Source organism: Parvibaculum lavamentivorans DS-1 (genome assembly GCF_000017565.1).
Lineage (GTDB): Bacteria > Pseudomonadota > Alphaproteobacteria > Parvibaculales > Parvibaculaceae > Parvibaculum > Parvibaculum lavamentivorans.
The window spans coordinates 2,164,149-2,187,630 of record NC_009719.1; the positions used below are offsets into that span (position 1 = coordinate 2,164,149).

The window sequence follows — 23,482 nt, forward strand, 5'->3', positions numbered from 1 at the left end:
TGATATGCTGTGGAAAAGCAGACGGGATGAAGCGCATATGGCGAACACCAAAAAGCAGATGAAGCCCTCCAGCCTCGCGAGGCAGGCGGAAGACGAGATCGAGGCGCTGATCCGCGCCGCGCTCACGCCCGATGTCTCGCTCGGCGCGAAGCTCAAATTCGTGCATGAGGGGGCAGGCGTCGTTTTCATCGACGGCACGAAAAAGCCGAACGTCGTGCATCGCCGCGACGAGCCGGCGGATTGCACGGTCCATATCGACCCCGTTCTCAACCTTGCGATCTTCCAGCAGCGCGCCGACCGCACGGAAGCATTCCGTCAGGGCCGCATCCGCATCGTCGGCGATGTCCATGTCGTCGGCCTCTTGCGGCCGATCATGCTGCGCCAGTCGAATGCGACCGAAGACGGATTTCGGGAGTGACCGCTCCCATCATCCTCGTGTCCGGAAATCCGATGCCGGAAGGCGGCGAGGCGCGCTGGCTTCTCACGAATGAGGGCGTGCGGCTCCGCGTCTTCACATGGCCGGGCGCGCGGGAAGGGCGCGGCACCGTCTTTCTTTTCGGCGGGCGCACGGAATTCGTCGAAAAATATTTCGAGGTGGTGGGCGAGTTGCGGGCGCGCGGTTTCGCCGTCGTCAGTTTCGACTGGCGGGGGCAGGGGCTTTCGGATCGTCCGCTTGCAGACAGCCGCAAGGGCCATATAGACGACTTTGCCACCTTCGACAGCGACCTTGCGCTTTTGATGTCGGAAGTGGCGCCCGCCTTTCCAAAGCCCTGGACGGCTTTCGCGCATTCAATGGGCGGCCAAATCCTCATCCGCGCCGCGCATGATCACCCCGAATGGTTTTCTCGCATCGTCCTTTCCGCGCCCATGCTTGGACTCCGCTTCAGCCGCGCGGCCGAACGCGCCATTCGCGCGCTCGCCTTCGCTTTCCATGCCGCGGGTCTCGCCGGGCGCTATGTGCCGGGCGGCACGCCGAAAGCAGCGGACGAGACGCCCTTCGAGGAAAATATTCTGACGAGCGACGAAAAACGCTATGCGCTGCTGCAATCTCTCGTCCAGGCCGAGCCGAAACTCGGCCTCGGCGGCGCCACGGTCGGCTGGCTTCGCGCCGCCTTCCGGTCGATGGACATGGCCGCCGCGCCCGGCTGGCTCGGTTCGATAAAAACACCGGTCCTCATCTGCGAAGCCGCGCGCGACGCGCTCATCTCGCCGCTCGCATTGCGCCACGCGGCGGCGCATCTCCCCGCCTGCGAGCTGGTCACGATCCCGGATGCAAAACACGAAATCCTGATCGAACGCGATCCCGCCCGCGCCGCCTTCTGGCAGGCCTTCGACAGGTTCATGGGCATAGGCAATCAATAGAAAACTTCACCCTCCCCCTGTGGGAGGGTGGCAGAGGCAGACAGAGAGCTAGGCCGCCGCGCTCCTCAAAATCTTCAGCGCCGCCTCATGCAGTTCCGGCGTCGCCGCCGCAACGACTTGTCCGCCCTGTTGCGGGTCGCCGCCCGTCCAGTTCGTCACCACGCCGCCGGCATTCTCGATCACGGGGATCAGCGCCTGAATGTCATAAGGCTGCAGCGCGCTTTCGATTACGAGGTCGAGCGTGCCCGCCGCGACGAGACAATAGAAATAGCAGTCGCCGCCGAAGCGCCGCAGCTTCACCTTCGAGGAAATCTCGCGAAAGGCCGCCTTCTCCGCGTCCACCTTGAACATGCCGGGATCGGTATTGCCGAGCAGCGCGTCCTCGAGCTTCGTGCAGGCGCTGGTCTTGATCGGCATGGTGCCTTGCGGCCCGATCAGCTCGCTGCCGCCCGGCCTGCCGATGAAGCGTTCGCCGATATAGGGCTGGTCCATCAGGCCGATCACCGGGCGCGTGCCGTCATTCAGCGCGATCAGCGTGCCCCAGAGCGGCACGCCCGAGATAAAGCTCCGCGTGCCGTCGATGGGATCGAGCACCCAGGTCAGTCCGCTCGTGCCCGTGTGGTTGCCGTGCTCCTCGCCCAATATGCCGTGATCGGGATAGCGTTCCAGGATGAGCTTGCGGATCGCCGCTTCGCCGTCGCGGTCCGCCGCCGTCACCGGATCGAATTTGTGGTCGCCCGCCTTGTGGTCGACCGCGAGGCCCGAGCGAAAATGCGGCAGCGTCACGGCGGCCGCCGCATCCGCCAGTTCGAGCGCGAATGTCGCGAGTTCGTCGATTTGCTGGTGATCGAGCATGGACGGTTCCCTGTGGTGTAAGGGCTTATAACGCCTTTTGCGTTCGCGCGGGAGGGCGCATTCCCGCTTCTAAATCTTCCACCCTCCCTCAAGGGGAGGGTGGTTTATATATCCAGCTATATATCCAGCCGATAAACACGCGCCGCCGTGTCGTGGAACAACGCCGCCTTCTCGCCTGCGCTCATGTCCTTCGCGATCTTCTTGAAGGCGTTCCACAAGACGCCATAGGAACAGGAGAGCTTGTCCACCGGGAAGTTGCTTTCAAACATGCAACGCTCCGGCCCGAAGACGTCGATCGAATGAAGATACCAGTCGCGCGTCGCGGCCACGAGTTCGTCCGAGGTCGGCGGCTTGGCGCGCTTGTGCCAGCCGAAGCCGTTCACCGCCATGTTGATGCCGCCGAGCTTCGCCACGACATTCGGGCAGGCGGCAAGCTCCGCCACATCCTTTTTCCACTGCGCGAAAATCTCCGCCCGCTTGCCCTCATAGGGTCCGATGCCGATGGGCCCGCCGAAGTGATCGAAGATGATCGGCGTCTCCGGGTTCGCGCGGGCAAGCGCCGTGAGTTCCGGGATCTGGCGGTGATAGAGCCAGGCGTCGAAGGAAAGCCCATATGCGGCAAGCCTTTTGAAGCCCTCGCGGAATTCGGGCAAGCCGAGCAGCCCCTTCGGCGGCAGCGTATGCGAGGCGCGCACATCCGGGCTGTCGTCGAAGGCGGAGGCATGGCGGATACCGCGAAAGCGTTCCGGCGCCCGCGCCATATGCGCTTCCAGCACAGCGTCCACCTTCGCGCCAAGGCGCAAATCCGCGAACCCGACAATCCCAGCCGCCACGCGCGTCTCGCCATATTGGCCGCTCGCCGATTGCGCGGCGATGCCGTTCACATATTCCGTCTCGCCGACGGGCTTCATCGCATCCGGCCCGTCCGCCCGGTACATCGACTTGCATTCGACGAAGACGGTCGCGCGGATATTGTGGCCTTCCGCGACATCCGTCATCAATTCGTCGAGCTGATAGCGCGAGCCCGGATGGTCCCAGAGATGATGATGCGGATCGACGATCGGAAGTTCCGGCTCCAGCGCCGCTTCCTTGACCTCGGCCAGCCATTCGGGATTGCCCGCCATGTCTCACTCCTCCCTCGGTTTCTTTCGGAGAAGAGTGGCATTGAGAGGCGGGGGAGGCAAATGGGGAGGGGTTGCAGCAGCTACGGCAAGCAACTCGCAAAAATGAAATCGGGGCGGAGGTTGAACCCCGCCCCGAAAAATTCTTCGCGTGCCGCTCGAGTTCCTTACCCTGCCCGGGCGAAACGCTTGCGCTCGTTCGGGTCGAGATAGCGCTTGCGGAGCCGGATCGACTTCGGCGTCACCTCCACCAGCTCGTCTGCCTCGATATAGGCAATCGCCTGTTCGAGCGTCAGCGGCCGGGGCGGTGTCAGGCGGACGGCTTCGTCCTTCGAGGTCGTGCGGATGTTGGTGAGCTGCTTCGCCTTCAGCGGGTTCACGTCGAGATCGTCGGGGCGCGCATTCTCGCCGATGATCATGCCGCGATAGACCTTCTCGCCGGGCGAGATGAACAGCGTGCCGCGTTCCTCGATATACCAGAGGCCGTAAGGCACCGCTTCGCCGTCGCCGGTCGAGATCAGCACGCCGTTGCGGCGGCCTTCGATTTCGCCGCGATAGGGCTCATAGGCATGGAAGATGCGGTTCATGACGCCCGTGCCGCGCGTGTCGGTCAGGAATTCGCCGTGATAGCCGATGAGGCCGCGCGACGGGCAATGGAAGATGATGCGCGTCTTGCCGGCGCCGGTCGGGCGCATGTCGACCAGTTCGCCCTTGCGGCTCGACATCTTCTCGATGACGACGCCGGTGAACTCGTCGTCCACGTCGATGGTTGCTTCCTCGATCGGTTCGAGGCGGTTGCCCTTGTCGTCCTCGCGGAAGAGCACGCGGGGGCGCGAGATGCCGAGTTCGAAGCCGTCGCGGCGCATGGTTTCGATCAGCACGCCGAGCTGCAATTCGCCGCGGCCCGCCACGTCGAAGGCGTCGCCGCCTTCCGAGTCGCTGACGCGGATGGCCACATTGCTTTCGGCTTCGCGCATCAGGCGGTCGCGGATCACGCGCGACTGCACCTTGCTGCCTTCGCGGCCGGCCAGCGGGCTGTCATTGATGGAAACGGTGATGGAAAGCGTCGGCGGGTCGATCGGCAGCGCCTTCAGCGGTTCCGTCACGGAAGCGTCGCAGATCGTGTCGGCAACGGTGCCCTGTGTCAGGCCGGCAATGGCGATGATGTCGCCCGCGCTTGCCTCTTCCACCGGAATGCGCTGGATGCCGCGGAAGGCGAGCACCTTGCTGATGCGGCCGCGTTCGACAACGCCGCCTTCCATGCGCAGCACCTGCACGTTCATGTTGGTCTTGACCGTGCCCTTCTCGATCTTGCCGGTCAGGATGCGCCCGAGATAGGGGTCGCTCTCGATGGTCGTCACCAGCATCGCGAAGGGCTCGTTCTCGGAGCCGTCATGCAGCGCCGCCGGTTCCGGGAAATGCGAGATGATCTTGGCAAAAAGCGGCTTCAGCCCGTTGTCGCGCGCGTCCGGCGCGTTCAGGTCTTCCGCGGCCCAGCCCTGGCGGGCCGAAGCGAAGATGCAGGGGAAGTCGAGCTGCTCGTCGGTCGCGCCGAGTGCGGCGAAAAGGTCGAAGGCCTCGATATGCACTTCTTCCGGGCGGCCGTCGGAACGGTCGACCTTGTTGATGAGCACGATCGGCTTCAGGCCCAGCGCCAGCGCCTTCGAGGTCACGAATTTGGTCTGCGGCAGCGGGCCCTCGGCCGCGTCCACCAGCAACACCACGCCGTCCACCATCGAGAGGATGCGTTCCACCTCGCCGCCGAAGTCCGCATGGCCCGGCGTGTCGATGATGTTGATGCGTGTGTGCACGCCCGCATCGTCGACCCAGTCGACGCTTGTCGGCTTGGCGAGAATGGTGATGCCGCGCTCTTTTTCCAGGTCGTTCGAGTCCATGACCCGTTCGACAACCTGCTGGTTGTCGCGGAAGGTGCCGGACTGGCGAAGCAACTGATCGACCAGCGTCGTCTTCCCATGGTCAACATGGGCGATGATCGCGATATTCCGAATGGACATGTAACCGCCGGGTAAAAAAGGCGGCCTGCCGCGCGAAAACCGTAAGCGCGCGGGGGCGGCCAAAAATGTGCCGCCTTATAGCCCGGAAGTCCCCCCGCCACAAGGCTTCCTTCGCATCTGCGGCAAGGGGGCAGCGGGCAAGGGTTAACGGCTCAGCCGCCGCCTTTCCGTCCCAGCGCCGCCTGCATGATCGCGGCGCCCTCCGTCATCATCCCGCCTACGGGTTCCGCCGCCTCATGCGGCAGGAAATCCGCGATCCAGACGAGGCGGCAGCGGCCCTCTCCCTCCGGCACCACCTCGAAGGAGGCGCTGTGGTGGCTCATCATCTCGCTGCCCGAAACGGCATAGGCGAGCCGCCGCCTGTCCTCGTCGAGGTCGAGGATCAGTTCCCGCACCACGAGCCCGTTGGCGAAGGTGACGATGCGCGCCCCTTCCTCCAGCTTCGTATCGGTCACGAAGCCCGGCACGAAGCGGGTGTGGATCTGGCCGACATCGCGCACCGCGTCCCAGACGGCGGCTGCCGGCGCGTCGATCTCTATGTCCTTGCGGATCGAAGCCATGACCATCCCTCCTATTTCAGGCACACGGCTTCGACATTGTTGCCGTCCGGGTCGATCAGGAAGGCGGCGTAATAGGTGGGCGCATAATCGGCGCGGATACCGGGCGCCCCATTGTCCTTGCCGCCGGCCTCGAGCCCCGCTTCATGGAACCCGTCTACCGCCGCCCGGCTCGACGCGGCAAAGGCGATGTGGATGCCCTTGTTCGCGCTTCCCTTCGCGAGATAAAGGCCGGGCACTTTCGTCTTGCCGAAGCCTTTCATGTTCGCGTCCTCGTAGCAGAGCCTTGCGCCGAGCGGCTTCAGCACGGCTTCATAGAAGCCGGCCGCCTTGGCGAGATCCTTCACCTTCAATTCGATATGGTCGTACATATTGCCTCCGTCGCGGGCGCATCATCGCGCCACTGGAGGTCACTTTGCGGCGGGCGGCGCCAATCTCGCTTGGAGTAAATTGCGCTCGCCCCGCGCAGCCTCGCGGAAGCGGCCGGGCGGAATTCCCGCCGCGCGGCGGAAGGTGCGAATGAAATTCGACAGGTCGGCGAAGCCGGCATCATAGGCAATGTCGGTGACGGAGCGTTCCCTGTCGGCCAGCAGGCTTGCCGCGCGGCGCAGCCGCGCGCGCAGGAGATATTGATGCGGCGTCACGCCCAGCACTTTCGTGAAGGTGCGGAGAAAGTGATAGAGGCTGAGGCCCGCTTCCCGCGCCGCGCCTTCAAGGCCGATTTGCCGGTGTGCATATTCATCCATCCACATGGCGGCGTGGACGGCGCGTTTCCTGTCCCGCGCGCTCGCCGTCACCTTGCCTGCCTTGCGGCCTGTGGCGATCTCCGCAAAGCGGCCGGCAAACATCAGCCCCGCCTCGTCCAGACCCATGTCGCTCCGCCCCTCGGCGGCGGCCTGCGCCAGTTCCCCCAGCACCATCATTTCCGGCAGTGGCGGCAGCGCCGCGAGCCGCCTCAGCTCCGGCCGGCCGCTCACCGTGTCGGCCAGTTCCTCGTCGAGCCGGAAGGCCAGGCATTCGTCGCCGCAGACATGGTGGTCGTGTGTGCAGATATATTCATCCCCCCGGTGCCCCACCAGCACCGAGCCCGCCACCATCTCGAGGGTCTGCCCGCCCGCCCGGTAGCCGAACGAGCCTTTCCGTACATAGGAAATCGAGAAGACCTCATGGCATTCGGCATAGGGCGCCCCGGCCGGGCCCGCCGGGCACCGGTAATCGACCGCCGAAACGGCACCTTCGCTGAGGACAGTCGCTTTCACCATGGCTCAAGTCTAATCCGCCGCCGCACCGCCCGCCATCATGACTTCGGGAGGCTGCCGGCCGATTGGAGAATCTTGCTGTCCGGGAGGCGCGCCTATTTCTTCTGCGCCTCCAGCGAGATCGCGATCACCACCTCGTCGCTGATCATCGGGATGTAGGTATCCATGCCGAAATCGGAGCGTTTCAGCGTGCCCTTGGCGTCGAAGCCCGCCGCCAGGATTTCCTGGCCTTCCTCGGCCATCGGATAGGGGCCCATCTTGTTCAGCGTCGCTTCCAGCGTCACCGGCTTCGTCACGCCATGCAGGGTCAGATCGCCGGTGAGTTTCCCTGTGGTCTCTCCCGTCCGCTCGATCTTGGTGGACTTGAAGGTGATTTCGGGAAATTCCTCGACGTTGAGGAAATCCGCACCCTTCACATGCTTGTCGCGTTCCTCATGCGCCGTGTCGAGGCTCGCCGTCACGATCCGCACCTCGACACTGCTCGCCTCGGGGTTTTCCGCGTCCAGCATGATGGTGCCGCTCACATCGTTGAAGCGGCCATAAGTCGTCGAAAAGCCGAGATGGTTGATCTCGAAGCCGACATGCGTATGCGACCCGTCGATCTCGTAGCGTTCGGCGGCAAGCGCGGGGCTCGCCAGAAAGGCGAGGGCGGCGGCCGCGGCGGCGATCCTGGTAAGGCTGTTCATGACGGAACTCCGGTGACAATTGGGGGGTGGTCAGGATAGGCGCTCAGGCCCCAAGGGCAAGTCTCCAAACCTCCCACCCTCCCTTGGGGGGAGAGTGGGAAGATTGAGAACGCTGCTCCCCGCATCCCCTCTTGCGCAAATGGCTCTGGCATCGAAAGCCGGTTTCTGCCCATATCCCTCCCAAAAAACGCGAGGGTCCGAAGGGAGGGGTCCGCGTCATGCCGCAGACAGCCGCTTCCAGGGCCTACATCGTCGCGCTCGTGGCCATTCTCTGCCTTGTCTACACGGTGAGCCAGTTCCTGCGCTCGTCCACGGGTGTCATCGCACCCAATCTCTCGGCGGATCTCGGCCTCCACCCGGAAGAACTCGGCATTCTGTCCGGCGCCTTCTTCCTCTCCTTCGCCATCATGCAGGTGCCGGTCGGCATCTTTCTCGACCGCTATGGCGCGCGCCTCACCATGATCGGCTCGGTCGGCATCGCCGTGCTCGGCTGCTTCGCCTTCGCGCTCGCGGAGGGCCGCACGGGGCTCACGCTCGCCCGCGTGCTCATGGGCATTGGCTGCTCGGTCATGCTCATGGGCCCGCTCATGATCTATCGCCGCTGGTTCCCGGCGGAGCGTTTCGCCTCGCTCTCCGGCCTGCAGATCGCCATCGGCACCATCGGCGCCATCGGCGCCACCGCGCCGCTCGCCTACGCGACGGAAACCATCGGCTGGCGGGAGAGCTTCGTCGCGGCCGGCGTTTTCACAGCCGTCCTCGCCATCATCATGGGCGTCATCGTCCGCGACGCGCCCGCCGGCCATGCGTCGCTCGCCCGCTCGCCCGAGACATTCTGGCAAAGCCTCAAGGGGCTCGGCGAGGTCATCCGCCATCCCGCCGTGCCGCCGCTCTTCGTGATGATCTCGACCGGCTATGCGAGCTTCGCTACCGTGCAGACGCTCTGGGCCTCGCCCTATCTCGCGGATGTGCATGGACTCGATCTCGGCGGCCGCGGCAATGTCCTGCTCGGCATCACGGGCGGCCAGGTCGTCGGCCTTCTCCTCTGGGGCTATGGCGAGCGGCTTTTCGGCAGCATCAAGAAACCAATCCTCATGGGCGCTTTCCTCTCCGCCTCGATCCTCGGCCTCCTCGCCCTGCTCGATGCGCCGCCGCTCTGGCTCGTCACGCTGCTCTTCGTGATCTTCGGCCTCAATGCGGGCTACACGCCGCTGCTGCTCACGCATGGCCGGTTGCTCTTTCCGGACAGGCTCGCCGGGCGCGGCATCACCGTCCTCAATTTCGGCAACATGGCGGGCGTCTTCGTGCTGCAGGGATTGACCGGCGCGCTGATCGGCCAGCTCCTGCGCTCCGGCTTCGGCTTCGAACTCACCTATCGCTGGACCTTCGGCAGCCTCGCCCTCGTGCTGCTCGCGGCGCTCGCCTATTATGCGACGATACCCGACACGAATTCCCGCGCCGTCATCGACGGCGATTGAGAGGAGGATAAATGGCCAAGCAGTTCCCGAGCCTCACACCCGAACTCAAGGATTTCATCGGGCGTCAGCACATCTTCTTCACGGCGTCTGCCACGGCGGACAGCCGCATCAACCTCTCGCCCAAGGGGCTCGATGCGCTGCGCGTGACCGGCGACAATGAAGTCGTCTATCTCGATCATACCGGCAGCGGCAACGAAGCGGCGGCGCATCTCAAAGCCGATGGCCGCCTCACCATCATGCTCTGCGCCTTTGCGGGCCCGCCGATGATCCTGCGCCTCTATGGACGCGGCCGCATCGCCCGCAAGGGCACGGATGAATACCGGCGCCATCTCGCTTCCGCCTTCGCGGGAAATGAACCCACGGGCGCACGTCAGATCGTCATCCTCGACATCGACCTCGTGCAAACCTCCTGCGGCTACGGCGTTCCCCTCCACGACTACAAGGCCGAACGCCCCTCGCTGACCAACTGGGCGGACGCTCAGGGCGAGCAGGGCATCGCGGATTACTGGCAGAAAAAGAACCGGGTAAGCATCGACGGCTTGCCGACAGGAGTGGAATGACCATGCTGAAACCCTTCGGCGACGACATCTGGATTGCGGATAGCGCGGATACTGTCGAGGTGGCCGGCTTCCGCTATCCCACACGCATGGCGATCGTGAAGCTCGCCGATGGCGGCCTTTTCATTTGGTCGCCGATGTCGCTGACCGGCGAGTTGCGCGCGGAAGTGGAGGCGCTCGGCCCGGTTCGTCACATCGTCGCGCCGAATTCGCTGCATCATTTGTCTCTTCCCGAGTGGCGGGAGGCTTTTCCGGCCGCGAAGTTCTACGCGCCGCCGGGCCTGCGCGAGAAACGCAAGGACATCGCCTTCGATGCCGACCTCGGCGATGCGCCCGACGCCGATTGGGCGGGCGAGATCGATCAGGTGGTCGTGCGCGGGAACGCCATCACCACCGAACTTGTGTTCTTCCATGTGAAGAGCGGCACCGTCCTCTTCACCGACATCATCCAGCACTTTCCCGCCGGCTGGTTCTCGGGCTGGCGCGCCATCGTCGCGAAGCTCGACCTCATGTCCGCGCCGGAACCCTCCGTGCCACGCAAATTCCGCCTCGCCTTCACAAACCGCCGCGCCGCCCGCGAAGCAATCACGCGCATTCTCGCCTGGCCCGCCGAAAAACTGCTGTTCGCACATGGTGCGCCCGTCACAACGGATGGCAAAGCTGCCATCGCCCGCGCGTTCGGGTGGTTAGTTGGGTAATTTTGAATTGTCCCTTTCTTCCACCCTCCCCTTGGGGGAGGGTCAAACGGCTGCAAGCCGTTTGGGGCGGGGTCGCTGGAGAAAAGACAAATATCATCGCTCGCGAACCGGATGCTCGGGCGATGACCCCGCCCCGAAATTTGTTTCGCTGACGCTCACAAATTATCGACCCTCCCCCAAGGGGAGGGTGGCAGGACAGGTGCATTCCCTCACCCCGTCATTGCGAGCGAAGCGAAGCAATCCAGGGGCCGCAAGCACTGCGCCTGCCGCCCCTGGATTGCTTCGTCGCTCCGCTCCTCGCAATGACGCGGAGGGGACAAACTGAAAACCTACCCCACCACCTCGATCGCCGCCCGCTCTTCCACCGTTTCCTCCGCCGACATCTCCTCCAGCGCGAGGTTGACGATGAATTGTTTGGCGCAGGCTTCCCAGGCGAAGTTCATCGCATAGGCCCGCGCGTCGTCGCGGTTGAGGCGCAAGGCGGCCATGCAGGCAGTCTTCAAATCTTCGTCCAGCGCGCCGGCTTTCATGCCATCCGGTGTAAAGGCGAGCACGTCGCCAGGTCCCTGCACGGGGTAGCCCGCTACCGGCGTTCCCGCCGCCATCGCCTCGATCAGCACGAGGCCGAACGTGTCGGTCCGGCTCGGAAACACGAAGACATCCGCCGCCGCATAGGCTTCCGCGAGTTCGGCGCCGAAAAGCGGCCCCGTGAAATGCGCCTGCGGGAAGCGTTTCTTCAGATATTCGAGCCTCGGTCCCTCGCCGACGATCATCTTCGTGCCGGGAAGGTCGAGTTCGAGGAAGGCTTCGATATTCTTTTCCACCGCGACGCGCCCGACATTGAGCCAGACCGGCCGCGCGAGGCCCTTCGGATGCGCGTCCATCAGGTCCGGGCGGGGCCTGTAGAGATCGGTATCGACGCCGCGCGACCAGATCACGGGCTCGCCGAATCCCCGTTCCCTCAGTTCCTTCTGCAAGGAAGGCGTTGCCACCATCAGCGCCGAGGATTTCCTGTGGAAGCGGCGCAGGAATTCATAGCCCCATGAAAGCGGAATGCCGGTCCGCGCATTCAGATATTCGGCGAAGCGCGTATGGAACGAGGTCGAGAAGGGGATGCCCTTGCGGACGCAGAAGCGGCGCGCGGCAAGTCCCAGCGGCCCTTCGGTCGCGATATGGATGGCGTTGGGGTTCGCCTCGCGGATCATGCGCGCGATCTTGCGGCCCGGAAAAAGCGCCAGCCTTATTTCCGGATAGGTCGGCATCGGCACGGTCGTGAACATGTCGGGCGTGATGAAGGTCACTTCATGGCCCATGCCCTTCAGATGCGCCGTCAGTTGCTGCAGCGTCCGCACCACGCCGTTCACCTGCGGCGGCGCCGCATCCGACACGATCACGATGCGAAGCGTCTCGCAGAAGCGGCCGACATCGCGCGGCAAGGGCTTCCCACGCAACCGGCCGAGCAGGCGCGCGACGCGCCGCCGCCTGCTCGGGGCAGGGGAGAGAGCCGTTACTGATGTGTCATGCATATCAGGCAGCCGTGGGTACGAGCAGGGCGTCGTCTTCATCCGCCGGTTCCGTCTCGCCATTCGCGAGTTCGGTGTCCCAGGAGAAGGTCTGCCAGGTGATGAGCGAGAGGGCGCCCGTTTCGTCTTCGCTGAGCGCGGTGCAGCTTTCCACCCAGTCGCCGTCATTGCAGTAGAGCACGCCGTCGAAGTCGCGGATTTCCGCGTGGTGGATGTGTCCGCAGATCACGCCGTCGACGCCGCGTTCGCGGGCCGAGCGGGCAACGGCGTGTTCGTAGCTCGATATATATTCGACCGCGTTCTTCACCCGGTTCTTCAGGTAAGCCGAGAGCGACCAGTAGGAGAGGCCGAAGAAGCGGCGGATTTCGTGCAGCCAGTTGTTGAGCGCGAGCGCCATGCCATAGGCGCGGTCGCCGAGATGGGCGAGCCATTTCGCGTATTTCACCACGCTGTCGAACTGGTCGCCGTGAATGACGAGGAATTGCCGCCCGTCCGCCGTTTCGTGGATCGCCTCGCCGACGACGTCGACGCCGCCGAAATTGAGGCCGGTATAGTCGCGCAACGCCTCGTCGTGGTTGCCGGGCACATAGATGATGGTCGCGCCCTTGCGCGACTTGCGCAGCAGTTCCTGCACCACCGCATTATGCGCCGCGTTCCAGTACCAGGACCGCTTGATGCGCCAGCCGTCGATGATGTCGCCGACGAGGTAGATGGTGTCGGCGTCGTTGTGGCGGAGAAAGTCGAGCAGCAGCTCGGCCTTGCAGCCGGGGGTGCCCAGGTGAATGTCGGAGAGAAAAAGCGTTCTGTGCTGTTTGCGGTGCCTGGGGCGCGGCCCCAGCAATCTTTCGTCGAGCCCGCCGCGCCTCGCCCTTGCACGGGCTGCTTCCTTGCGGGCTTTCTTCGCGGATTGAGGTGGCGCCGTTTCGCTCGCCTGCCGCGGCCTATCGAACATCGTCGTATCGAACAGGGTCATATTCCTCGTCGATCGTTTTTGCGCCTCATGCGCCGGTCAATTCATCCGTCTGCGGAGCGCCTTGCCGTACCTCCGGGCCAGCCGATCCGTCTTTCGATGACCGGACTATGCGCGCCCTTTGACAAGGTCTTGTGACAGTTCGATGACGTTTATGTGACAGTGCCCGGCGGGTGGCGGGCGAGCCGCTTTATCCCCACATCCCTCCGGCATCGCGCCCGGTTATCCCCGGTTCAGAGGGCCGGTTGACCGGGGACAAGTTTTTCTGGCTAATCCTCCGGCATCGAATTTCATCCCTTGTCGCAACGCATAACGGTTTTGTGACAGTTACGTGACAGTTGGCCTCTGGAGCCCCGTTTTGGCGCTGCGCCGGTTCATCCATATCATCCTCAATCCGACCGCCGGCAGGCGCAAAAGACACCTGCTGGATGCTGTCATCGGACGTCTTCGCGCGGCCGGTGCCGATGTCACGATCGAGCTGACGACAGCGGCCGGTCACGCCACGGAGCTCGCCCGAGCAGCGGCACAATCGGGCAAGCCGGATGTGATCGTAGCGGCGGGCGGCGACGGAACCATCAATGAAGTTGCGCGCGGCCTGCTTGGACAAGGCGTACCGCTCGGCATTCTTCCGCTCGGCACGGCAAATGTGCTTGCCATCGAGATCGGTCTCCGTCCGCAGGCGGAGGAAGTAGCCTCGATGCTGCTTGGCGGGCCCGCGGAGCTGATGGGCACGGGCCTCGTGCAGGGAAAGATATTCCTGATGATGGTCGGCATCGGCTTTGACGGCGAAGTCGTTCACGCAATCGATCCGCGCCTGAAACGCATGTGGGGCAAGGGCGCCTTCATCTGGTCCGGGCTCAAGGCATGGGTGCGCGGCCCGGGCCGCGACATTCTGCTCACAGTCGACGGACGAGAGAAGCGCGCCGCATGGGTCGTCGTCACCAATGGCCGCCACTATGCGGGGCCCTTCGTGCTTGCGCCGGATGCGGACATAACGCAGCCGGGGCTTACTCTCTTTCTCTTCAAGGGAAAGTCGCGTTTCGCCTTCGCACTTTATCTCGCCGCGCTAGGGTTCGGCATTGCGGCGCGGCTGAGCAGCGTGGAAGTATTGCCGGCGCGGCGGATCGATGTCACCGCACCGCACGGTCTCGCTGTGGAAGTTGACGGCGACGACAGCGGCTTCCTGCCGCAGACGATAGAGCAGGGCACGCAGTTTCTCCGTCTCGTCATTCCCGGCTAGGCGGCATCCGCGTCGAATTGCGGGCGGCCAAGGCCGTTCTGCGACGGGCGTCTTTCCGGCTGTATCCAGCGGCGATAATATTCGGCAAGCGATACCGACACACCATCCGATCCCATGATGCGCGCATGTTCGCGCCGCAGTTTGCGCGGTTCGTTGACGCCGCAGGAATGCGCAATCACGCAGACTTCATGCGTCACGCGTTCGGCATAGCGGCGCACGCGCTCCGCCTTGTCCGTCACGTCGAGCCCGCGCTGCAGGCTCTTGTTATGCGTGGTGATGCCGGTCGGGCAGGTATTCTTGTTGCATTGAAGTGCCTGAATGCAGCCCAGCGAAAACATGTAGCCGCGCGCCGAACACACGAAATCCGCACCGACGCAGAGCGCCCATGCGACTTCGGCCGGCGTGATGAGCTTGCCGCTCGCATTGACGCGGATGCGCGTCTTCAGCTTGTGGCGTTCCAGCGCATCGCACAGCATCGGCAGGCTTTCCCAGATCGGCAGACCGACATAATCGATCAGCGCCATGGGTGCTGCGCCCGTGCCGCCATCGGCGCTGTCGAGGGTGATGAAGTCAGGCGCGTTCTCGATGCCGCGGCTGTTGATCTCGTCGCATAGTTCGTCCAGCCATTCATAGCCGCCAAGCACCAGCTTGAAACCGGTCGGCTTTCCTGTCACGTCGCGCACATGGGAGACGAGGTCGAGCAGTTCAGGAATGCTGTTCACTTCCGGATGGCGATTGGGACTGATGGAATCCTGTCCCACGACGATGCCCCGAATGGCGGCGATTTCCGGCGTCACTTTCGATCCGGGAAGGATGCCGCCCTTGCCGGGTTTCGCGCCCTGGCTCAACTTGATTTCGAACATGCGGATTTGTTCATGTGCCGCAAGGGCTTTCAGCTTTTCGTCGGAGAGCAATCCCTCGTCGTCGCGGCAGCCATATTTTGCGGTGCCGATCTGAAAGACGATGTCGGCGCCGCCTTCGAGATGGAAGGGCGAGAGGCCGCCTTCGCCCGTGTTCATCCAGACGCCGGCCATACGCGCGCCGTTGGAAAGGGCAAGCACCGCGGGCTTTGAAATCGCGCCATAGCTCATGCCTGAAATATTGTAGAGCGATGCCGTCCGGTAGGGCGTGCGCGCATAGGGGCCGATTTCGACAATGGCCGTGTCGGCGGCATTCTGATCGAGCGTCGGAAAGGGGCAGTTGGCGAAGGTAACTGTGCCTGCCGGCCTGAGGTCGCGCGTCGAGCCGAAGGCAACCGTCGTGTCGACGCCCTTCGCAGCGCGATAGACCCAGGCGCGCTGCGCGCGGTTAAAAGGAAGTTCCTCGCGGTCCATCGCAAAGAAATACTGGCGAAAATATTCGCCCAGCGTTTCGAAGAGATAGCGGAAGCGTCCGATGACCGGATAATTGCGCCGCACTGCATGCTGCGTCTGTGTACGGTCGATGATGAAGATGACGACGACCGACAGCAGCAGACAACCGATGCTCAGAATGAAAAGTGCGGAGAGAATGTCCACGATCTGCCAGATCGCCGAACGATTGAAGGCGTCGGCGAGATTGCGAAGCGCGGTGCTGAAACTATCGACCATGGTGCCCCCCGGCTTAGTCGTTGTTTAAGCGCCCGGTATCGAAACGTCCGCGACGCGTGTCGGTCCGGCAGGCATCGGGTCGAGTACGCGCGGCTCCCGCCTTTCGGTTGTGCTCGCGGCCTCGGCCACATCTTGATCGGCAATCGAGAGGCGCAAGCCGACTGCGGCGCTCGCCGTCTCACGCACATTCTGTTCCGGCGCCGCGTCGAGAACTTTCGGTGCCGGGCGATAGGAGATGGCTGTCGGCTCTGCGGCTTCGTTCATTGCGAGCACGCTCACCCCCGGTCCGACCGCCGGCTTCAGGAAGTCGGAGACGTCGATCTTCGGCGGCGCCGCAGCATAGCTGCGCTGTGCGACACGCGTGCGTTCGTTTTCCCAAATCCGGATGACACGTGCGAAATAGCGTCCGCCGCGTGAGGCCGTCTGCGAATGGTAGTGGGCGACAGCTTTCTCCCATGAGCCAGCCCGCTCATGCAGGCGCATCAGAAACTCCGCGCCATAGGCTACGTTCGTCATCGGGTCGAAGCCGTCTTCGAGGCTGATGAAGGCGTCGGGATGGTAGCGAAGGTTGACCTGCATGCAGCCGATGTCGATGGAGCGCATGCCGCTGTCGAGGAGGCGTTGCGTCGTCGCAATGGCTTCCTGCTTCGTCTTGAAATAGTAAGGGCGCCCCTCTGCGTTGATGGTCCAGGGCCAGGCGCGTGCCTTGCGCGTCGTCGGGCTGTAGCGGCCGGACTCGGCAAGCGCTACCGCCGCCAGCAATGCGCGGGGGAGGCCGTTCGCCTGTTCGTGGTGGATGGCCGCGTCCTCGCAGGCATTCACAGGATCGTGCACGGCGCCGTCGCTCTCGCGGCTGAACGCGGCATGCGGGCTGGCAGTCGCTGCAATCAGCACTGCCAGAAATCCGCAGAATCCTGTGCGCAGGTTGAAATCCCGCGATGTCCGATGAGAAGCCATTGATCCCGTCCCGCCTCGCCGCATGGCAGGAGCCCGCGGCTGTTTCAGGCGTCATCATGGCTCGCAGGCGTTAAGAAACCTTTTTCCGGCGGGAAAGGGGTGATGTTGCGCTGCACATTCGTGCATAGGATGCCCCGATCGGGGGCAAAAAAGGTACGGTTTGCCAATAAGTTGGGCAGGAATCTTTTTGCTGCACCGCGATCATTTCTCACTTGATTTGTGTGCAGCGCAATGTCATCTTGTGCATCGCGGCATTGGTTGAGACTTTCTCCTGGTGCCGCAGCCCTTCCTGGGCGTTTCCTCCCTAAACTTGGGCCCTGGTTCGCCAGGGCCCCTTTTTTTGTCCAAAGCGAAAACCGGCGGAAAGGCTGGGGGTAGCAACGCTCAGAAGGCCGCCCCACGCACGCCGGCGCCGGCGAGAGCGGATGGGTCATGCCGGGCAAGTTCGGCTGCGAAGGCCGCCATATCATCCCGCACCTGCACAAAACCGTCAGTCCGTTCGAGGCGGGCTTCGTCCATGTAGAGCGCGCGATTGATCTCGATCTGCAAGGCATGGAGGCCCCTAGAGGGGCGTCCGTAATGTTCGGTGTTGAAGCCGCCGGCATAAGGGTTATTGCGCGCGACGCTGTAGCCGAGGTCCTTGAGGATGCGTTCCGCCTCGGCTGTCAAAGCGCCGGAGCAGGAGGTGCCATAGCGATCCCCGAGCACGATATCGGGGCGGTCGAAGCCATTGTCGTCGTCGGCAGGCCCGCCGACGGACGGCATGGAGTGGCAATCAATCAGGACCGCGCATCCGAATGCCGTCAGCGTTTCCTCCAGCAGCTCGCGGAGCGCTTCATGAAACGGCATATAGAGATGCCTGATGCGCTGTTCCGCCTCCGCATAGGCGAGGGGGGCGCGGTAAATTTCGGCCGAATCGGCGACCACCCGCGCGATGGTGCCAAGGCCGCCTGCGACGCGCAGCGAGCGCGTGTTGACGTGAGGCGGCAGCGGCTCGGCAAACATTGTCGGATCGAGCTCATAGGGCTCGCGGTTCGCATCGAGATAGGCGCGCGGGAAGCGGGCCTGGAGCAATGGCGCCCCCAGTTGCACCACGCCGCCGAAAAGCTCCTCGACGAAGCAGTCCTCGGAACGGCGCAAGGTCACTGGATCGAGGTTTGATCCCGCTACGAAGGCTTCCGGATAGTACCGGCCACTGTGGGGAGAGCTGAAAACGAAGGGAACCAGTTGCGTTTCCGGCCTTTCGACCAGGATGGGGCGCTCGAACAGCGTGCCATCATCGCCTCCGAAAGGCGCCATTTCGGCGTTCGAATCGCTTGCCGCTGTTTCCGGACCAAGATCCATCTTCTGGTTCGCCGACTGCCTGTTTCGTGATCCACGGCCTCGGGGGCGCAATGTGTCGAGCATACACGGCCTGCTCGCCCGGAGCGACCAGTGAGCGGGAAAAGCTGGCCGAAAAGGGTGCGGGGTGGTGCCGGCTCCTGCGCTGATCCTCGAAAAAGAGGAGGCGTGCTCACACCCGCCTGCGATCGCTTCATATCCTGTTTACCCATCAAGTCTTACTCTCGGGGCCAAGGTGGCGATTCCCCTTCCGCGGGGCGCTTCCGGACGGGTGGACCACACGAAAAACGACTGGGCTGGGCCGATGGCACGTATTCTCCTTGCTGAAGATGATGAATCCATGCGCCGTTTTCTGTCCAAGGCGCTGGAAAACGCCGGCCATGAGGTCGTTTCCTTCGGCAAGGGCGATGAGGCCCATGGCCGTCTGAAACAGGATATTTTCGACATTCTGCTCACAGATATCGTCATGCCGGAGATGGATGGCATCGAATTGGCCCGGCTGGCGGCCGAACTCGACCCTACCCTCAAGATCATGTTCATCACGGGTTTTGCGGCGGTGGCGCTAAACCCGGAAGTGGCGGCGCCCCGCGATGCGAAGGTGCTGTCGAAGCCTTTCCACCTGCGCGATCTGGTGGCCGAGGTCGACCGGCTGATGGCGGCTGCCTGAGGCTGCTCCATTACCGCCGTTTCCGGCTTGTCTTTGCGGTTTTTCCTAGATATACGAACGGCCTTCGGCATGTTGATGCCGGTGGGGCGTGACCGCGCCTCGCACTCCCGAATGGCAATGGGCGTGTAGCTCAGCGGGAGAGCACTTCGTTGACATCGAAGGGGTCACAGGTTCAATCCCTGTCACGCCCACCATTGCCACTCCGGACCGCCGCAACGGCATTCGCCAAATTGTGCGGATATGCTGGCAAATTGCCATTTTCCTGCCGGTGCAAATGACCTATTTCCAGTGTCTTGCGCCGGTGTCGGCAGCACCCCGCCCTGTCTCACGTGAATTATAATGGGCCGCCACCACAGGTGGAACAAAGCCCCGAGAGCGACATTCATGCAGTCTTTGAGAGAGCTTCCTCCGCGTACACTGATCATTGGTGCATTGGCCGCGCTTGTGGTGCTTGGTTTTATCTACCTGGTCTATGCACGCCTTTCCGGGCAGCAGGGGCAGCAGGCCTTCCCGCCGCCGGTGGTCGAGGTCGTGGAGGCTCCGCAGCAGCCGGTTCAGGTGAAGGTCTCTGCTCTCGGGACGCTTCAGGCCGATCAGGCGATCACGATCAGACCCGAGATAAACGGCATCGTTACCAGCATCGATTTCGTCGACGGTCAGCGGATGGATACGGGCGATCTCGTCATCACCATAAATGATGAGGATCTGAAGGCGCGGTTGATGCAGGCGGAGGCCCGTCTCACCCTCACTCGTGCGAACTATCAGCGTGCCGAGCAGCTGGTCAAACAGGGGTCGGGCACGGCGCGAGCCCGCGATGAAGCGCTCAATGATTTCAAATCGGCGGAAGCAGAAGTCGCGGCCGCCAAAACGGCTCTCGACAAGGCGACGATCACGGCGCCGTTTCCGGGCATCATCGGTTTACGGCAGGTGAGCCTCGGGCAGTATCTGACCGCGGGAGAGCCTATTGCGACGCTCGCCGACGTGGACAATCTGAGGATCGACTTCAGCGTGTCCGAGGTGTTCCTCACGCATGTTCGCAAGGGGCAGGACGTGCGGGTTCTGTTCGATGCGCTGCCGGGCAACGCTTATAGAGGTGTCATCAGCGCCGTCGACCCTGTTGTCAGCACCGAAGGTCGTGCATTGAGCGCGCGTGCGGTGTTGCCCAATGAGGAGGGAGCTCTGCGACCCGGTATCTTCGGCCGCGTCGAGATCGTGACGGAAACAAGGACCTCGATCGTACTGCCGGAGGCCGCAATCGTCGCGTCACCGACCGGAGCAAAGGCAGTGTTCGTGGTCGTAGACAGCCACGCGCAAATGAAAGAAGTCACCATCGGTGAAAGGCTTCCGGGCAGTGTTGAAATCCTCTCCGGGCTGGAGGCTGGCGAGGTGGTTATCGTCGCCGGTCAGCTCAAGGTGAGAGATGGAGCGCCCGTCGAACCGACGCCCGCGACGGAGACGGGTGTTTCGCCCGCCGGCGATCCCGGCGCGGCCAATGCCCCCCGGGGCGAGTAAGCGCGAAGGGGAAAGCGGGCGTCATGAATATTTCGGAGCTTTTTATCCGCCGCCCGGTCTTCGCGACCGTGGTCAGCCTTATCCTCATGCTTCTGGGGCTGGTCTCCTACGATCGACTCTCCGTACGCGAGTATCCGGCGATCGACGAGCCTGTCGTGACGGTGACGACCGTCTATCGCGGTGCCAGCGCGTCCGTGGTCGAGCGCGAAGTGACGCAACCGCTTGAAGACTCCATGGCGGGTATCGAGGGCATCGAAGTTCTCTCATCCGCCAGCCGTCCCGAAGAGAGCCAGGTGACAGCGCGCTTTACGCTGGAAACGGACCCGGATGTGGCCGCGAGCGACGTACGCGACCGTGTTGGCCGTGCGCGCGGTTTACTGCCTGACGACGTCGAGGAGCCAATCATTGCGAAGGTCGAGGCCGACGCGCAGCCGATCATGTATATCGCCTTCAAGAGCGATCGAATGTCGGCTTTGGAAATTACCGACTATCTCGACCGTATCGTGACGGACCGTCTGCAGAACCAGCCCGGCGTCGCGCAGGTAAGCATTTTCGGCGGCCGCGAATATTCCATGCGCATCTGGATAGATCGCCTGCGCCTGGCGGCCTACAACCTCACGGTTCAGGACGTCGAGAATGCGATCCGGGCGCAGAATGCCGAAATTCCTTCGGGCCGTATCGAAAGCCTGGACCGCGAGTTCACGGTGCTTGCGAAAACGGCGCTGCAGACGCCGGAACAGTTCGAAAATATTGTCGTCAAAGAGGCTGACGGGTTTCAGGTCCGGCTTGCGCAAGTCGCGCGCGTCGAGGTGGCGGCGGCCGACATCCGGCGCTCGGCGACCTATAATGGCGAGACCTCAATTTCGCTTGGTGTCGTAAAGCAGGCGACGGCAAATCCGCTTGAAGTGGCTGCCGGTGTACGGCGCGCGCTCGACGATCTGGCGCCGACGCTGCCGGTCGGAATGTCATCAGCCGTCGGCTACGATACGTCGATCTTTATCGCGGAATCGATCAAGTCCGTTTACGAGACGATCGGTGAAGCGATCGTCCTTGTGGTGCTCGTCATTTTCGTCTTCCTGCGAACGCTGCGTGCGTCTTTCATTCCCGTGGTCACGATTCCGATTTCGCTCATTACCAGCTTTGCGATCATGTTGATGCTCGGATTCAGCATCAACACGCTGACGCTGCTGGCGATGGTGCTTGCTATCGGCCTTGTGGTCGATGACGCCATTGTGATGCTGGAAAATATCTACCGGCATATCGAAGAAGGGATGACGCCGTTTCAGGCGGCCATCACCGGTTCTAAAGAGATTACGTTTGCCGTCATCGCCATGACGCTGACCCTTGCCGCTGTGTACGCACCCGTCGGTTTCGCGGAAGGCCGAACCGGCAAGCTCTTTCTCGAGTTTGCATTGACCCTTGCCGGCACGGTGATCGTTTCCGGCTTTGTGGCTCTCACTCTGACACCGATGCTTTGTTCGAAGCTTCTAAGGCACGAGACGAGCGAGGGCAGAGTGCAGCGCTGGCTCGGCCGGCAGCTCGACCGCATCGATGGCGCCTACAAGCGTTCACTCGAACGTGCCCTGTCCATGACCCGCGTCGTTGTCGGGGTCGCTGCAATCATTGCTTTGTCGTGCGTCGGATTGTTCTTTCTACTGCAGCAGGAGCTCGCGCCCATCGAAGACCGGGGCACACTGCTTGTCGTCGGTCAGGCGCCGCAGGGGGCAACGCTTGAGTTCTCCGCGCGCTATGCGAAGCAGATCGAAAGCATCTATGTCGATATTCCGGAGGTTGCCGGCTATCTGGTCGTTTCCGGTTTCCCCCAGATTACCGATCTTGTTTCCTTTTCTCGCCTCGCGCACTGGAGTGAGCGGTCGCGCACGCAGCAGGAAATTGTCGACGAGATTCAGCCCAAACTCGCGCGTATTCCCGGTATTCTGGCCTTCGGCGTCAACCCGCCCTCTCTCGGCCAGAGCGGCCGTTCGCAGCCCGTTGAATATGTCATTCAGGCATCCGGTACCTATGAAGAACTCGACCATTATGTCGAGCTGATGATGAATGAAATCCGGAACAATCCGGGTTTCGTCAATCCGGACTCAAACCTGAAGCTGCAGAAGCCTCAGCTTGATATCGAGGTGAACAGAAGCAAGGTGGTAGATGCGGGGATCGACGTGTCGACGGTCGGCCGCACGCTGGAAACCCTGCTCGGTAGCCGGCAGATCACACGCTATGAGCAAGGCGGGCAGCAATACGACGTGATTGTTCAGGTTGCCGAAGATGAGCGGCGCACGCCGACCGACATCAGCAATATCTACGTCCGGGGCGGCAAGGGAGAAATGGTGCAGCTCTCCAATCTTTTGACGGTGAGCGAAAGCGTTGCACCCAATTCGCTCAACCGTTTCAATCAGCTTCGCGCTGCAACGATTTCGGCAAATCTCGCGCCGGGCTATTCCATGGGGCAGGCTCTCTCGTTCCTTGAAGATACGGCGGCGCGGATTTTGCCATCCAACGCGCAGACGGATGTCGATGGCCAGCTTCGTGAATTCGTGAAGTCATCCGGCGCTATCGCGGTCACGTTCGTGCTGGCGTTGCTGTTCATCTATCTCGTGCTTGCGGCGCAGTTCGAAAGTTTCGTCGACCCGCTGATTATTCTCGTCAGCGTTCCGCTCTCGATTGCAGGTGCGTTGTTGCTGCTGTTCCTGACCAACACGACGCTTAATATCTACAGTCAGGTTGGGCTCATTACCCTTGTCGGTCTCATCAGCAAGCATGGCATTCTGATTGTCGAGTTCTCGAACCAGCTGCGCGAGAAGGGCCGCTCCGTTTACGACGCTGTAGTGGAAGCGGCAGGACTGAGATTGAGGCCCATTCTGATGACCACGGGCGCGATGGTGCTTGGCGCCTTGCCGCTGGCGCTTGCTGACGGAGCGGGCGCGGAAAGCCGCCGTTCGATCGGCCTCGTGATCGTGGGCGGGATCAGTTTCGGCACACTGCTGACACTCTTCGTAGTGCCGACCGTCTATCTTCTGATCGCCGGAGCGCGCGAGCGGCGCATTGCCGCAAAGGCGGCGCGCGTTTCTCCGGCGCCGGCCGAGTAG

The 23,482-nt window shown here is 62.9% G+C and carries 21 protein-coding genes and 1 tRNA gene; 10 read left to right on the forward strand and 12 right to left on the reverse strand.

Annotated features, from left to right (window positions below; translation table 11 throughout):
- The first annotated feature begins 37 nt into the window (after positions 1-37).
- The gene (locus PLAV_RS10025; protein WP_168713189.1) at positions 38-418 is read left to right on the forward strand and encodes an SCP2 sterol-binding domain-containing protein; all 381 of its coding nucleotides are present in this window, start codon (positions 38-40) and stop codon (positions 416-418) included.
- Positions 415-1,362 carry an alpha/beta fold hydrolase gene (locus tag PLAV_RS10030; RefSeq protein ID WP_083762551.1) on the forward strand — a complete coding sequence of 316 codons (948 nt, stop codon included), beginning with the start codon at positions 415-417 and terminating at the stop codon, positions 1,360-1,362. The genes PLAV_RS10025 and PLAV_RS10030 overlap by 4 nt, the downstream gene beginning before the upstream one ends.
- A gap of 48 nt (positions 1,363-1,410) precedes the next feature.
- On the opposite strand, the gene hisN is transcribed toward PLAV_RS10030, so the two are convergent.
- From hisN to PLAV_RS10065, 7 genes are all read right to left on the reverse strand, one after another.
- Positions 1,411-2,217, reverse strand: coding sequence for a histidinol-phosphatase (gene hisN / locus PLAV_RS10035; RefSeq protein WP_012110892.1), 807 nt, complete (start codon positions 2,215-2,217; stop codon positions 1,411-1,413).
- A 116-nt stretch (positions 2,218-2,333) separates the two neighbouring features.
- A complete protein-coding gene (locus PLAV_RS10040) occupies positions 2,334-3,341 on the reverse strand; it encodes an amidohydrolase family protein (RefSeq protein WP_012110893.1) in 1,008 nt (335 codons plus the stop codon).
- 164 nt (positions 3,342-3,505) lie between these two features.
- Positions 3,506-5,353 carry a translational GTPase TypA gene (gene typA / locus PLAV_RS10045; protein WP_012110894.1) on the reverse strand — a complete coding sequence of 616 codons (1,848 nt, stop codon included), beginning with the start codon at positions 5,351-5,353 and terminating at the stop codon, positions 3,506-3,508.
- A gap of 152 nt (positions 5,354-5,505) precedes the next feature.
- Positions 5,506-5,913, reverse strand: coding sequence for an SRPBCC family protein (locus PLAV_RS10050; protein ID WP_012110895.1), 408 nt, complete (start codon positions 5,911-5,913; stop codon positions 5,506-5,508).
- 11 nt (positions 5,914-5,924) lie between these two features.
- On the reverse strand, positions 5,925-6,281 hold the full coding sequence (locus PLAV_RS10055; RefSeq protein WP_012110896.1) for a VOC family protein: 357 nt from the start codon (positions 6,279-6,281) through the stop codon (positions 5,925-5,927).
- A gap of 39 nt (positions 6,282-6,320) precedes the next feature.
- The gene (locus tag PLAV_RS10060) at positions 6,321-7,172 is read right to left on the reverse strand and encodes a helix-turn-helix transcriptional regulator (RefSeq protein WP_012110897.1); all 852 of its coding nucleotides are present in this window, start codon (positions 7,170-7,172) and stop codon (positions 6,321-6,323) included.
- 92 nt (positions 7,173-7,264) lie between these two features.
- A complete protein-coding gene (locus PLAV_RS10065; protein ID WP_012110898.1) occupies positions 7,265-7,855 on the reverse strand; it encodes a YceI family protein in 591 nt (196 codons plus the stop codon).
- 218 nt (positions 7,856-8,073) lie between these two features.
- On the opposite strand from PLAV_RS10065, the gene PLAV_RS10070 reads away from it, so the two are divergent.
- The 3 genes from PLAV_RS10070 to PLAV_RS10080 are packed head-to-tail and all read left to right on the forward strand — an operon-like array spanning position 8,074 to position 10,585.
- Complete coding sequence (locus tag PLAV_RS10070) at positions 8,074-9,330, forward strand: MFS transporter (RefSeq protein WP_012110899.1); 1,257 nt, start codon at positions 8,074-8,076, stop codon at positions 9,328-9,330.
- An 11-nt stretch (positions 9,331-9,341) separates the two neighbouring features.
- Entirely contained in the window at positions 9,342-9,890 is a 549-nt protein-coding gene (locus PLAV_RS10075; protein ID WP_012110900.1) for a pyridoxamine 5'-phosphate oxidase family protein, read from the forward strand.
- A gap of 2 nt (positions 9,891-9,892) precedes the next feature.
- Positions 9,893-10,585 carry a DUF4336 domain-containing protein gene (locus tag PLAV_RS10080; protein ID WP_041535941.1) on the forward strand — a complete coding sequence of 231 codons (693 nt, stop codon included), beginning with the start codon at positions 9,893-9,895 and terminating at the stop codon, positions 10,583-10,585.
- A gap of 329 nt (positions 10,586-10,914) precedes the next feature.
- Here PLAV_RS10080 and PLAV_RS10085 read toward each other — a convergent pair whose 3' ends face one another.
- Together PLAV_RS10085 and PLAV_RS10090 are read right to left on the reverse strand one after the other, a co-directional pair.
- Positions 10,915-12,111: a glycosyltransferase family 4 protein gene (locus PLAV_RS10085; RefSeq protein WP_143710199.1), complete on the reverse strand. Its 1,197-nt coding sequence runs from the start codon at positions 12,109-12,111 to the stop codon at positions 10,915-10,917.
- A gap of 1 nt (position 12,112) precedes the next feature.
- Positions 12,113-13,081, reverse strand: coding sequence for a UDP-2,3-diacylglucosamine diphosphatase (locus PLAV_RS10090; protein ID WP_012110904.1), 969 nt, complete (start codon positions 13,079-13,081; stop codon positions 12,113-12,115).
- Between the two features lie 355 nt (positions 13,082-13,436).
- On the opposite strand from PLAV_RS10090, the gene PLAV_RS10095 reads away from it, so the two are divergent.
- Entirely contained in the window at positions 13,437-14,318 is an 882-nt protein-coding gene (locus tag PLAV_RS10095; protein WP_049767758.1) for a diacylglycerol/lipid kinase family protein, read from the forward strand.
- Here the strand turns inward: PLAV_RS10095 and PLAV_RS10100 are convergent.
- The 3 genes from PLAV_RS10100 to PLAV_RS10110 form a co-directional block, all read right to left on the reverse strand.
- Positions 14,315-15,907 carry an FMN-binding glutamate synthase family protein gene (locus tag PLAV_RS10100; RefSeq protein WP_012110908.1) on the reverse strand — a complete coding sequence of 531 codons (1,593 nt, stop codon included), beginning with the start codon at positions 15,905-15,907 and terminating at the stop codon, positions 14,315-14,317. The genes PLAV_RS10095 and PLAV_RS10100 overlap by 4 nt on opposite strands.
- Positions 15,908-15,931: 24 nt before the next feature.
- Positions 15,932-16,864, reverse strand: a complete 933-nt coding sequence (locus tag PLAV_RS18945) for a transglycosylase SLT domain-containing protein (protein ID WP_012110909.1) — start codon at positions 16,862-16,864, stop codon at positions 15,932-15,934.
- 384 nt (positions 16,865-17,248) lie between these two features.
- Positions 17,249-18,163, reverse strand: coding sequence for an N-formylglutamate amidohydrolase (locus tag PLAV_RS10110; protein ID WP_143710200.1), 915 nt, complete (start codon positions 18,161-18,163; stop codon positions 17,249-17,251).
- Between the two features lie 346 nt (positions 18,164-18,509).
- Here PLAV_RS10110 and cpdR point away from each other — a divergent pair, with 346 nt between their 5' ends.
- From cpdR to PLAV_RS10130, 4 genes are all read left to right on the forward strand, one after another.
- A complete protein-coding gene (gene cpdR, locus PLAV_RS10115) occupies positions 18,510-18,872 on the forward strand; it encodes a cell cycle two-component system response regulator CpdR (protein ID WP_012110912.1) in 363 nt (120 codons plus the stop codon).
- Between the two features lie 119 nt (positions 18,873-18,991).
- Positions 18,992-19,066 (forward strand) — tRNA-Val (locus PLAV_RS10120).
- 190 nt (positions 19,067-19,256) lie between these two features.
- Entirely contained in the window at positions 19,257-20,384 is a 1,128-nt protein-coding gene (locus PLAV_RS10125; protein ID WP_168713190.1) for an efflux RND transporter periplasmic adaptor subunit, read from the forward strand.
- Positions 20,385-20,407: 23 nt separating this feature from the next.
- A complete protein-coding gene (locus tag PLAV_RS10130) occupies positions 20,408-23,482 on the forward strand; it encodes an efflux RND transporter permease subunit (protein WP_012110916.1) in 3,075 nt (1,024 codons plus the stop codon).